The following is a 12,209-nucleotide window of genomic DNA, read 5'->3' as shown; positions in this document are numbered from 1 at the left end:
CCGCCCTGAAGCGTTCGCCCTCGAAATCCAACATTGACCATGATCGCAAGGTCGCATAATCTATGCCGCACCCGCCGTCCCAACCTTCAACTGTCTGTGGGACATTGCCTCGCCGGGCCGCTCTCGGAGGCTATCTGCCCAGAAGGCGGAGAGTTGCATCGGAGGGGCTGATCGTCCCTCCGATGTCCTCCTGGAGCCAGTTCGCGCTGGACGCCAACGGCCGCGAGATGTCCACGACGATGGCGCTCGTGCGCATGCTGACGGCGCTGCTCAAGGACACTGTGCTCGGCCCGCGCATCGTGCCGATTGTCGCCGACGAGGCGCGCACCTTCGGCATGGCCAACATGTTCCGCCAGGTCGGCATCTATTCGCCGCTTGGTCAGTTGTACGAGCCCGAGGATCTCGGCTCGATGCTGTACTACCGCGAAGACACGCAGGGCCAGATTCTGGAGGAGGGTATTTCGGAGGCGGGCGCGGTGTCGTCGTGGATCGCGGCGGCGACGTCCTACAGCGTGCACGACCTGCCGATGCTGCCGTTCTACATCTACTACTCGATGTTCGGCTTTCAGCGCATTGGCGACCTGATCTGGGCGGCGGCGGACCAGCGCGCCCGCGGCTTCCTGATCGGCGCGACGTCGGGCAAGACCACGCTCGGCGGCGAGGGCTTGCAGCATCAGGACGGCACGAGCCACCTGGCGGCATCGACCATTCCAAATTGCCGCGCGTACGACCCCGCGTTCGCGTATGAGGTCGCGGTGATCGTGGACGAAGGCATGCGGGAGATGGGCGAGCGCCAGAGCGACGTGTTCTATTACGTCACGGTGATGAACGAGAACTACGCGCAGCCTGGCGCGCCGGGCGGCGACGTGGATGCCGTGCGTGAAGGCATTCTCAAAGGCCTGTATCCGCTCGCCGCTCGTTCTGACGAGCGCGCGGCGGCGCAGATTCAACTGCTCGGCGCCGGCGCGATTCTCGGCGAGGTGCTCGCCGCGCAGCGCATGCTCAGGGACGACTGGCAGATCGACGCGGCGGTCTGGAGCGTGACGAGCTTCAGCGAACTGCAGCGCGACGGCATGGCGGCCGAGCGGCTCGCCCGCTATGGCGAGGAGCCGCAGCATGTGCCTTACGTCGCGCGGATGCTTGGCGGTACTGAAGGTCCCGTGGTTGCCGCCACGGACTACGTTCGCGCGGTGCCCGAACTGATTCGCGCGTATGTGCCGCGCCGCTATGTGACGCTCGGCACCGACGGGTTCGGCCGCAGCGATACGCGCGAGGCGCTGCGCGAGTTCTTCGAAGTGGATGACAAGGCCATCGTGATGGCCGCGCTGAAAGCGCTGGTGGACGAGCGCACAATAGAAGCACAGGTGCTGCGCGACGCGCGCCGCAAGTATTACGGCGATGCGCCGGTGCCGGCGGCGTCGTGGCAACGTTGATGCGCCGCCGGTGACCGCGCGGCCGCCGCAGCGGTTACACGCGTAATGCGTCGTTACCACTTGCAGCATCTATTTCCGCGCGTCTCGCCGACAATTCGTTCCATGCCTCAACGGCGGGAGCGGACAATGAAAAAGTTAGCAGTGGCTTTGGTGATGGTGGGCAGCTTGAGCGTCGCAGGACAGGCGTCGGCGCATGGCCATGACGGCGGCGATCTGGTCGGCGCGCTGATCGGCGGCGCGGTGCTGGGCGCGGTCGTGACTTCGGTGTTGAATCCCGCGCCGGTCGTCGCCTATCAGCAGCCTGTTTATGCACAACCCGTGTACGCGCAGCCCGCGTATCAGCCGGCACCGGCCTACGACGGCCCGCCGCCCGGGTACTGCTATGACCAGTACCAGCGCGCGTATGTGGCGTGCGGAGCGCCGCCGCGGCAGTATGAATACGCGGACCCGAACCCGAGGTGGTAAGCGCGAGGCGCGCGCTACGCGCTACAGACAGAAAGGCCGTCGCCTGCTGCGACGGCCTTTTCATTTGAGGCGCCGCCTGGCGCTGCCGCTCAGTGCCTGTGGTGCAGCCACTCGGCGTAATGCGTGTCGAGCCAGCGCTCGAGCTTTTGTGATCCCGCCTTGTGGTGATAGCGGGACGTCGCCCAGATTGCCGCGCCGACCAGCACCATGACGGTCGGTCCAAGCAGGTAAGCGATCAACGATTCGGACATGGCAGCCTCCTTGGAAAGGTTGCATCGTTGCTCCAGTGTAGGCGATTGATTGCAGGATAAAAGTGCGGCGTGAAGCGAGGGCCTGGCGCGGTGCTTTCGGTTCTAGGCGGTGTTTTAGTAACCTTATGAACGAGCTAGGTTTCCCCGCAATTACAAATGCTTGTGATGCGCATGCATTCCTTTGTGTACCTAAAAAACGGCGCCCGCCACTGCTGCGATGCCGTCACTGGAATTGGGCCAGTTCAGCTTGCGCGAGTCGCGCTCTTGCGCGCCGCGTCAAGCCGGGCGTCGACGAAGTCCGCCCAGCGCTGCGCAATTTGCCGCGCTTCGGCCGCAGCGCTTGTGGCTTCCAGGTGACGCGCGTGTTGTCGCGTTTGCGCTGAACTTTTGTCCTCTTGTGCGTGCCGCGCCATCTCGCGCAGATGGACCGACGCGGTTCGCCGGAAGTCGTGCAGAACGAAATGCTCGACGTCGAGGCCGAGCGCCTTCACGGCCTGGTTGAGCGTGCTCTTCGCGATCGGCCGGTCGTCGCCTCGCACGCTCGGAAATACGAACCGCGTGGCGGCTCGCGCGCGATGCAGCTCGCGCAGCAGCGTGACTGCCTGCTGCGGCAGATAGACGAGCTGGTCGGCGTCCTGCTTCAGACGTGCGGCTGGAATGCGCCACCACGCCTTCTCGAGATCGAATTCCTCCCACGTCGATTCCACGAGATCGGATTTGCGCACCATCGTCAGCACGAGCAGATGCAGCGCGATCTTGAGCGGGCGCCGAATGCTCGAGGTGTCGATTGCATGGAGCGTCGCGCCGATTTCGTCGCCGGAGAGCACGCGCGTGCGGCTCTCGAAGGTCGCAATGGAGCGCGCCGGCACGACTTCGGCGGGATTGGCCGTCGCGAGTTGGCGCGCGATCAGATACTCGTAGAGGCGCTTGATGACATTGCGCGTGTGCAGCGCCATTTTCGGCGAGCCGCGGCTTTTGATGCTGTCGCAAATGGCCACCACGTGCTGGGCCGTCACGCTTTTGACGGGCAAGCCGCCTATAGCGGGCAGCACGTCCTTGTCGAGCGCGCGCCGCGTGGTGCGGCGATATTCGTCCGACTTGCCGGCCATTTCGGTCGCCATGTAGAGCTCGGCGGCTTCGCGCAGCACGTCGGCTTTCGCTTCGGCACCGCGGTCGCGACGCGCGGTCGCCACCGGCGAAATGCCTTGCGCGACCAGCTCGGCGTACTTCTGCGCCTTGGCTCGCGCGACCCGCAGCGAAATCATCCGATAGTCGCCGATGGTCGCGAGCGGCTGGCGCTTGCCGTTCAGCGAGTAGCGGAAGCGCCACACCTTGGTGCCGGTGGTCATGACTTCGATGACGAGGCCGTTGCCGTCGGCGACGCTGTAGCGGGCGGCGCGCGGTTCGAGCGCGCGGACTTGCGATTCGGTGAGCGGGACGGCTTGGCGGGGCATGCTCGGGTGCGTGGTGGGCGACAGCGCGAGTTTAAACTGTTTGCGCTTTGTGTACCAATGAATCGAAGTGGTGATGGCCCACAAATGCGAACTGCGCGGCTTGGGTGCGATGCGGGGTTCTGCTATGCGAGACCATGCTTGAGGGCACTTCAGGCGCAGTCAGGACGTTCCCCGCACTGGGCACTACTTCCCGATGCAAAACCTGCTGAAAATCACTCCGAGCAGATCGTCGGAGCTGAACTCGCCTGTAATCGAGTTCAATTGATCCTGCGCGAGCCGCAGTTCCTCGGCGAATAGATCAAGCGCCTGGGAGTTCTGGTCGGCATGCGCGGCAGCTGTCGCGAGATGCTCCTCGGCCGCGCGCAACGCGATCAGATGACGTTCGCGCGCCAGATAAACGCTCTCCGCGCCTGCCTGCCAGCCGGCAATACGCAGCAGTTCGCCGCGCAGCAGCCCCACGCCGTCTCCCTGTTTGGCGGACAACCGCACTTCGCTGAGGTCGAAGTCGGCGTCGAGCGCGCGGGTTTCCGGCGGCAAGCCCACCAGATCCGTCTTGTTCAGCACGCGCACGACCGGCACCCCGGCGGGAAAACGCCTCGCGATGGTTTCGTCCTCAGCAGTCATGCCGGTGCGGGCGTCCAGCAGATGCAGCACCACGTCCGCGCGCTCGATCTCGCTCCACGTGCGTGCAATGCCGATTTTCTCGACTTCGTCTTCGGTGTCGCGCAGGCCTGCCGTGTCGATCACATGGAGCGGAATGCCCTCGATCTGAATGGTTTGCGCGACCTTGTCGCGCGTGGTGCCGGCAATCGGCGTGACGATGGCGAGCTCGGCGCCTGCCAGCGCATTCAACAGCGACGATTTGCCGACGTTCGGCTGCCCCGCGAGCACCACCGAGAGCCCCTCGCGCAGCAGCGCGCCTTGCCGCGCCTCGGTGAGCACGCTCGCGAGGCGCTCACGAATGCGCGCGAGCTTGCCGCGGGCGTCGGCGGCTTCGAGAAAGTCGATCTCTTCTTCGGGGAAGTCGAGCGTGGCTTCGACGAGCATGCGCAGCGTGATGACTTCCTCGACCAATGCATGGATGTCGCGCGAAAACGCCCCCTCGAGCGAGCGGCCCGCCGAGCGCGCCGCGGCTTCCGTGCTCGCCTCGATCAGATCGGCGACCGCTTCGGCTTGCGCCAGATCCAGCTTGTCGTTGAGAAACGCGCGCCGGGTGAATTCGCCGGGCTCGGCAAGCCGCAGACCGAACGCGCGGCCGGCGTCGATACAACGTTGCAGCAGCAGTTGCAGCACGACGGGGCCGCCGTGGCCTTGTAATTCCAGCACATGCTCGCCGGTGTACGAATGCGGCGTGGGAAAGTAGAGCGCGATGCCGCGATCGAGCGCGTTGCCGCTGCCATCGAGGAAAGGCACGTAGCTCGCGTGGCGAGGCGCGAGCGTCTGACCGGTGAGCGCCTGCATGAGCGAGGGCGCCGCGGCCTCGCCCGCGCGCCCGAACGAAATGCGCACGACGCCGATGCCTCCCCGGCCGGGCGCGGTGGCAATGGCGACGATGGGATCGGAGTCGGTGGTCAGCATGACAGAAGAGGCGGCGAGATCGGGAGAATGGGGCAGGCAGCGCGCGGAACGGCGCGGCGCCGGGCATTGTAACGCGCGCGCTGGTGGGAGCCTGTGGGCGGTCCGCTTGTGCATCGGCATTCTTGCTTTCAATGCCGCGCTTAAGATTGATCCTAAGCAAGCTAGGATTGTTACTACACCGTTAGGACTAGTCCAAGCCCGAAGCGCGTCGCGCATCGCTCTGGCTCAAGCCCCATATGGAAATTTCGCAAAAATTGACATCCTGCGGAACTGCACGCCCCTTCGGCGCGTCAAGCTAAATTTATCTCAAATACGCTAAACATGAGCCTGTTCAGTTGTCAACCGGGAAGACGCTGAATTGCACAATCTGGCCCATGCCTACCCCCAAAGAAAAAGCCGCCTTCGCCAAGAGGCTGAAGGACAGCCTGGAGCCGCTGAAGATTCGCGGCGGGACCAAGCTCGCCGAACAGTTCAACCTTCGCTATCGCGGCGACCGTCCGGTCACGCCGCAAACCGCGCACAAATGGCTCACGGGCACGACGATCCCCAAGCCCGACAAGCTGCGCACGCTGGCCGAATGGTTGAACGTGAAGGAGCATTGGCTTCACTACGGACCTTCGCCCGGTGCGACCACCAGACCGCTGGCGCGCGGCGAGAAATATCCGCCGTCGCAGGAGACGATCGAGCTGGCTTCGAAGATCGAGTCGCTGACGCCGAAGGATCGGTTTCTCGTCGAAGAAATGATCGTGCGCTTCTACGGTGAGGATACCGAAGAAGAATAACGGATGCGTCGTTTCCGCTGGCCTTGGCCATGAAAAAAGCCGCCCGGTTCGATGAACCGGGCGGCTTTCTCTTTGCGACTGGATTTGCCGCGCGTACTTTCAGTGCAACTCAGGCCACACTCAGGCCGGCTTCGCCTTCGACTGACCCATCATGCGCGTGATGTAATACTGCTGCGCGATGGACAGCACGTTGTTGACCACGTAGTACAGCACGAGACCGGCCGGGAAGAAGAAGAACATGACCGAGAACGCGATCGGCATGAACATCATCATCTTGGCCTGAACCGGGTCGGGCGGCGTGGGGTTCAGCTTCGTCTGCAGGAACATCGAGACGGCCATCAGCACCGGCAGGATGAAGTACGGGTCCTGTTGCGACAGATCGTGAATCCACAGAATCCACGGCGCGCCGCGCATTTCCACGGAAGACAGCAGCACCCAGTACAGCGAAATGAACACCGGAATCTGCACGACGACAGGCAGACAGCCGCCGAACGGATTGACCTTCTCGGTCTTGTACAGCTCCATCAGTGCGGCGTTCATTTTCTGCGGATCGCCCTTGAAGCGTTCGCGCAGCGCCTGCATGCGCGGCGTGATCGCCTTCATGCGCGCCATGGACTTGTAGCTTGCCGCCGACAGCGGGAAAAACACCGCCTTGATGAGCAGCGTGAGCAGCACGATTGCCCAGCCCCAGTTGCCGACATAGCTGTGAATCTTCTCGAGCAGCCAGAAGAGCGGCTTCGCGATGATCGTGACCCAGCCGTAGTCCTTCACCAGTTCGAGACCCGGCGCGATGCCTTCCAGCATGCGCTCTTCTTCCGGACCGGCGAAGAGGCGCGCCGACACGTCGACCGTCTGGCCCGGCGCGATGGCCGCAACCGGCTCCTTCACGCCGACGCGATAAAGCGCCGGATCGATCTTCTCGACATAGATGTCGCGCTTCACGCCCTGCTGCGGAATCCACGCCGACGCGAAGTAGTGCTGCACCATCGCGATCCAGCCGTTGTCGGCCTGCTTCGCGTAGTCTTCCTTGTTCTTGTCGATGTCGCCGAACGTCATCTTCTGGAAGTGGTGCTGGTCGGTGTAGACAGCCGGTCCGATGAACGTGTGCGAGAAGCGCGGCGTTTCCACCGGCTGGTCGTCGCGCACCAGTTCCATATAGACCGACGGGCTCACCGGCGCCGTGCCGACGTTCTGGATCTTCGTGTCGACGCCGATCACGTAGCTGCCGCGCGTGAACGTGTAGGTCTTGATGACCTTCACACCACCCTTGACCGGCGACTCGAAGCTCAGGCTGAACGATTTCTGGTCGCCCTTCAGCTCGGTCTGCTGATTGGGCATCAGCGTGTAGACGTCGTTGTGGTTCGGGAAATCGCCGCCGAGCAGACCGGTGCGCGCCAGATACGTGTGATTGCCCGTACGGTCGAACAGCGTGATGACGAGGTCCGGCTGCTTGCCGTCGCCTTGCTTGACGAGCGACAGCTTGGACAGCGTGCCGCCGCGCGTGTCGATTTCGCCGCTATAGACGTCGGTGCTGAACTTGACGAGCTGCGATTGCGCGGCCGCTGGCGTGTTGGCCGGCGCCGCAGCGTTGGTGGCCGGCAGATCGGCGGGCTGGGTTCCCGGCGTCGTGGTTCCCGGTGCGGCGCTGCCGGCCGTTTTGGTCGGCGTGGCGCTTGGGAAGAACATCGACGGGCGTCCGTGGTCGCGTTGCCAGTTGTCGAACAGCATGACCGCTGACATGAAGAAGATGACCCATAGGACGGTGCGTTTGATATCCATGCGTTGTCTCAGTGTCGATGGAACGGCGCGTCAGCGCTTTTCAGAAGTGGAAGGCGGGACGAGATCGATGCCGCCCGCGGAAAACGGGTGGCAGCGGCAAAGACGCCTGGCGGCGAGATAAGTCCCGCGCGCGGCGCCATGATACTGGATTGCTTCGCGCGCGTAATCAGAGCAGGAAGGGTAAAAACGGCACCGGTTGCCGAGCAGGGGGCTCACGGCAAGCTTGTAAAAGCGCAATAAAGCGATGAGTACCGTTTGCATGGCTCATGCGGCCGGACGGCGCCGCGCAACGTGGAGTACCGGACGACGTCCGCCGACAAAGGCAGCAGCGGCGACGGCGGTCCGGGCGAAACAGCGGACGGTTGCCTGAGCGTCATTCCGTCTTCGGCGCTTCCCCAGCCGGCGCCTCGCGACGGGCAATTTCGCGCGCTGCCTTGTCGAGCAGCGCCTCGATTTCACCGCGGCACAGCGCCTTCAGCGGCGGCGACGAGGCGCTCGGCAAAGCCTTCCTGTCGAAGCGCGTATGCAGACGCAGCAGCACGTCCCAACCGCCGAATTCCGCGCGACGCAGCCGGAAAGCCTCCCGCGCAATTCGACGCACCAGATTACGCGTGGCCGCGCGCGGCGCATACTTCTTGCCGATTACGAGGCCGAGGCGCGCGTCATTGCCGGTGGGCCGGCCGTACACGACGAAGTGCGCGGTGCGGCGCCAGGGGCGCAAACGAAAAACGGATGAAAATTCATCCGTTTTCAGTAGCCTTGCGGCTTTGGGGAAGGCGGCTTGCGTTCGCAACGGTACGGAGCCCTGTTGCGGCGCCTTGGCCGGTTCCGCTTCCGCCTGGCCGTGATTGTCGGGCGTGCCGCGCATGTTGTTTGCCACAGTCAAGCCCGGAGCAACGACGTCTCGCGCAGACAGAGCGCGCAATCCGCTCGCCTGCCTTAGATGGCGAGGCGCTTGCGGCCCTTCGCGCGACGTGCGTTGATGACCTTGCGGCCGCCAGCGGTCTTCATGCGAACGCGAAAGCCGTGGGTGCGCTTGCGACGGGTAACGGAAGGTTGGTAAGTACGTTTCATGTTGCTCTCACTTGATCGAAAAAAAACCGCGCGATCATCGCTGAAAGCGCAATGGCCGGAGGTTTACTGAATTGGTTTTCGCGGAACCCGCTATTTAAACCGGTTTTTCGTTGACCGTCAATAGTTTAGCCGGGGCCGCCCGCGCATAGCGGGCTTCGGCCAGGATGATCCGGCCCTGTGGATAACTCACTTGCGGCTCCGATTTGGCGTTAGAATCTCGCCTTACTTCCCAAAAATGATGCACGCCGCTCCGGCTCGCTTGTCCCGCAAACCCTTGTGGCACAAGCGCCTGGGGCTGCTACGCCTGGCTGCTCCGGGCCTTGTTGCGCGCGCGCGACGGGGGCAGCGGCGAGCCTCGTGCACACCATAACGACAGCATCTTGATGAACGAATTCTGGCAACACTGTTCCGCATTGCTGGAGCGTGAGCTCACGCCCCAGCAGTACGTGACGTGGATCAAACCGTTGGCCCCGGTCGCCTTCGACGCCGCTGCGAACACGCTCAGCATTGCGGCGCCGAACCGCTTCAAGCTCGACTGGGTCAAGAGCCAGTTCTCCGGCCGCATCGCGGATATGGCCCGCGATTTCTGGCACGCCCCGATCGACGTGCAATTCGTACTGGACCCCAAAGCGGGCCTGCGCGCGCCCGCGGCAGCGGCGCCGGCTCCGGCGCGCCCGGGTTCTCCGGGGCCCGCTGGCGGCCATGCGGGTGCTCATTCGGGCGCAAGCGCGGCCGTGGATGCCGCGGTCGGTGCGGTGCAAGCGGCGCAGGCCGCGCGCGGCAATCCGGCAAACGCGGTCAATGCCGCCAACGCGGCACTGGCGGCGCAAAACGCAAGTGCACGCGGCGCAGCGGAAGACGCCGCCGACCTCGATCTGCCGAGCCTCGACGCGAACGAAGCTGCGGCGGCGCGCCGCACGTGGCGCCCGGGCCAAAGCGCGGGCGTGAACGGCAGCGCCGAGACCGACTCGATGTACGAGCGCTCCAAGCTGAACCCGGTGCTGACCTTCGACAACTTCGTGACCGGTAAGGCCAACCAGCTCGCGCGCGCCGCGGCGATCCAGGTCGCGGACAACCCGGGCATCTCGTACAACCCGCTGTTCCTGTATGGCGGCGTGGGGCTCGGCAAGACTCACCTGATTCACGCAATCGGCAATCAACTGCTGATGGACAAGGCCGGCGCGCGGATTCGCTACATCCACGCGGAGCAATATGTGTCCGACGTCGTGAAGGCGTACCAGCGCAAGGCGTTCGACGACTTCAAGCGCTACTACCATTCGCTCGATCTGCTGCTGATCGACGATATTCAGTTCTTTTCGGGCAAGTCACGCACGCAGGAAGAGTTCTTCTACGCGTTCGAGGCGCTCGTCGCAAACAAGGCGCAGGTCATCATCACCAGCGACACGTATCCGAAGGAAATTTCCGGTATCGACGACCGCCTGATCTCGCGCTTCGACTCCGGCCTGACGGTCGCGATCGAGCCGCCCGAGCTGGAAATGCGCGTGGCGATCCTGATGCGTAAGGCGCAGTCGGAATTCGTGAGTCTCAATGAGGATGTAGCGTTTTTCGTCGCGAAACATTTGCGTTCGAACGTGCGAGAACTGGAAGGCGCGCTGCGGAAAATTCTCGCGTACTCGAAGTTCCATGGTCGCGAGATCACCATCGAGCTGACGAAAGAAGCGCTGAAAGATCTGCTGACGGTGCAGAACCGGCAGATTTCGGTCGAAAACATCCAGAAGACCGTGGCCGATTTCTACAGCATCAAGGTCGCGGACATGTATTCGAAAAAGCGTCCGGCCAATATTGCGCGGCCGCGGCAGATCGCGATGTATCTGGCGAAGGAGCTGACGCAGAAAAGTCTGCCGGAAATCGGCGAACTGTTCGGCGGGCGGGATCACACTACGGTACTGCACGCGGTGCGCAAAATCGCCGACGAACGCGGCAAGGACGCGCAGCTGAATCACGAATTGCACGTGCTGGAGCAGACGCTGAAGGGTTAAGCGGCGCGGGCGGAGAAATCGACCTGTTTATTTCCAAAGTCGCCCCCAATTTAGTGAGGCGGTTCCTTTTTCAGGCACAATACAGGTTTAACCGCCCGGCGCGGCCGCGGGCGGATTTCACGCCGTGACGGGCGCTGCGTGGCGCCGGCGGGGAGCCACGGCTGGATACCGGAAATGCCTTGACTGGCTGGAAGGCGCGCAGGCCGTTATATCAACGAAGGAACTCTATGCAACTGGTCAAGACCGAACGCGATAACCTCCTCAGGCCGCTGCAAACCGTGAGCGGCATTGTCGAACGCCGCCATACGTTGCCGATCCTCGCCAATTTGCTGATTACCAAGAACGGCCCGGACGTGTCGTTCCTGTCAACCGACCTGGAGTTGCAGATCACCACGCGCGCCGACTTCGGCGTGGGCGGCGAATCCGTGGCGACCACGGTGGCAGCGAGAAAGCTCCTCGACATTCTGCGCGCCATGCCCGACGGGCAGGTCACGCTCACGCTGAACGACAAGCGTCTGACGGTGCAATCCGGCAAGAGCCGCTTCGCGCTGCAAACGCTCGCCGCTGACGAATTCCCGACCGTCGCGCAAGCTAAAGACTACGGCGCGAGCCTCGTGGTTCCCCAAAAGACGTTCCGCCAGCTGCTCGGCATGGTCCATTTTTCGATGGCCCAGCAGGACATTCGCTACTACCTGAACGGCATGCTGCTGGTGGTGGACGGCGACCAGCTGATGGCAGTGGCGACAGACGGCCACCGCCTCGCGTTCTCGTCGATGAAGATCGAGGGTTCGTTCGCGCGCCAGGAAGTGATCATTCCGCGCAAGACGATTCTTGAGTTGCAGCGTCTGCTCGAAGACATCGACGACACGCTGAAGATCGACATCGCGCAAACGCAGGTCAAGTTTACGTTCGGCCAGGTCGAGCTCGTGTCGAAGCTGGTGGAAGGCAAATTCCCCGACTTCCAGCGCGTGATTCCGAAGTTGCACAAGAATCAGTTTGTGATTGGCCGCGAAGAACTGCAGCGGTCGCTGCAGCGCGCGGCGATTCTGACGTCGGACAAATTCAAGGGCGTGCGCTGCATTATCGAGCCGGGCCAGTTGAAGATCATGTCGACCAACGCCGATCAGGAAGAGGCACAGGAAGAACTGGAAATCGCATACGACGGCGACAGCGTCGATATCGGGTTCAACGTCACGTATCTGCTCGACGTGCTCGCGAACCTGAAGGTCGACATGCTGCAAGTGAGCCTCGGCGACGCCAGCTCCAGCGCGCTGATCACGATTCCCGAAAACGACGAATTCAAATACGTGGTGATGCCGATGCGCATCTGACGCGTCCAATACCAGGAACACACCAAGGGGCGCAGCGCCCCTTTGGCGTTTTTATGGCGTTT

Annotated in this window: 11 protein-coding genes and 1 pseudogene; 5 read left to right on the top strand and 7 right to left on the bottom strand. The window is 63.2% G+C overall.

Annotated elements, in window-relative coordinates; genetic code table 11:
• Positions 1-110 precede the first annotated feature (110 nt).
• Both HV711_RS28345 and HV711_RS28340 read left to right on the top strand, forming a co-directional pair.
• Positions 111-1,433, top strand: a pseudogene (locus HV711_RS28345) (transketolase-like TK C-terminal-containing protein); the annotation flags it as partial.
• A gap of 126 nt (positions 1,434-1,559) precedes the next feature.
• On the top strand, positions 1,560-1,898 hold the full coding sequence (locus HV711_RS28340) for a hypothetical protein (RefSeq protein ID WP_013590120.1): 339 nt from the start codon (positions 1,560-1,562) through the stop codon (positions 1,896-1,898).
• An 89-nt stretch (positions 1,899-1,987) separates the two neighbouring features.
• On the opposite strand, the gene HV711_RS28335 is transcribed toward HV711_RS28340, so the two are convergent.
• The 3 genes from HV711_RS28335 to mnmE form a co-directional block, all read right to left on the bottom strand.
• Entirely contained in the window at positions 1,988-2,149 is a 162-nt protein-coding gene (locus HV711_RS28335; RefSeq protein ID WP_013590121.1) for a hypothetical protein, read from the bottom strand.
• A 242-nt stretch (positions 2,150-2,391) separates the two neighbouring features.
• A complete protein-coding gene (locus tag HV711_RS28330; RefSeq protein WP_035484943.1) occupies positions 2,392-3,603 on the bottom strand; it encodes a tyrosine-type recombinase/integrase in 1,212 nt (403 codons plus the stop codon).
• 183 nt (positions 3,604-3,786) lie between these two features.
• Positions 3,787-5,181: a tRNA uridine-5-carboxymethylaminomethyl(34) synthesis GTPase MnmE gene (gene mnmE / locus HV711_RS28325; protein ID WP_035484934.1), complete on the bottom strand. Its 1,395-nt coding sequence runs from the start codon at positions 5,179-5,181 to the stop codon at positions 3,787-3,789.
• A gap of 374 nt (positions 5,182-5,555) precedes the next feature.
• Here mnmE and HV711_RS28320 point away from each other — a divergent pair, with 374 nt between their 5' ends.
• On the top strand, positions 5,556-5,963 hold the full coding sequence (locus HV711_RS28320) for a transcriptional regulator (protein WP_035484931.1): 408 nt from the start codon (positions 5,556-5,558) through the stop codon (positions 5,961-5,963).
• 120 nt (positions 5,964-6,083) lie between these two features.
• On the opposite strand, the gene yidC is transcribed toward HV711_RS28320, so the two are convergent.
• The 4 genes from yidC to rpmH all read right to left on the bottom strand — a co-directional run bounded on the left by yidC (position 6,084) and on the right by rpmH (position 8,816).
• Positions 6,084-7,742 (bottom strand): membrane protein insertase YidC, encoded by a 1,659-nt coding sequence (gene yidC, locus HV711_RS28315; RefSeq protein ID WP_013590125.1) that lies wholly within the window; start codon positions 7,740-7,742, stop codon positions 6,084-6,086.
• Between the two features lie 30 nt (positions 7,743-7,772).
• Entirely contained in the window at positions 7,773-8,003 is a 231-nt protein-coding gene (gene yidD, locus HV711_RS28310; protein ID WP_013590126.1) for a membrane protein insertion efficiency factor YidD, read from the bottom strand.
• Positions 8,004-8,115: 112 nt separating this feature from the next.
• Positions 8,116-8,610 (bottom strand): ribonuclease P protein component, encoded by a 495-nt coding sequence (locus HV711_RS28305; protein ID WP_035484928.1) that lies wholly within the window; start codon positions 8,608-8,610, stop codon positions 8,116-8,118.
• A 71-nt stretch (positions 8,611-8,681) separates the two neighbouring features.
• A complete protein-coding gene (gene rpmH / locus HV711_RS28300; protein ID WP_004198824.1) occupies positions 8,682-8,816 on the bottom strand; it encodes a 50S ribosomal protein L34 in 135 nt (44 codons plus the stop codon).
• Positions 8,817-9,199: 383 nt separating this feature from the next.
• On the opposite strand from rpmH, the gene dnaA reads away from it, so the two are divergent.
• Both dnaA and dnaN read left to right on the top strand, forming a co-directional pair.
• The gene (gene dnaA / locus HV711_RS28295; protein WP_035484923.1) at positions 9,200-10,816 is read left to right on the top strand and encodes a chromosomal replication initiator protein DnaA; all 1,617 of its coding nucleotides are present in this window, start codon (positions 9,200-9,202) and stop codon (positions 10,814-10,816) included.
• Positions 10,817-11,043: 227 nt separating this feature from the next.
• Entirely contained in the window at positions 11,044-12,147 is a 1,104-nt protein-coding gene (gene dnaN, locus HV711_RS28290) for a DNA polymerase III subunit beta (RefSeq protein ID WP_035484920.1), read from the top strand.
• Positions 12,148-12,209: the final 62 nt, after the last annotated feature.

Source organism: Paraburkholderia phenoliruptrix, from assembly GCF_902859825.1.
GTDB classification, from domain to species: domain Bacteria; phylum Pseudomonadota; class Gammaproteobacteria; order Burkholderiales; family Burkholderiaceae; genus Paraburkholderia; species Paraburkholderia phenoliruptrix.
This window is presented reverse-complemented; position numbering and strand designations above follow the sequence as displayed.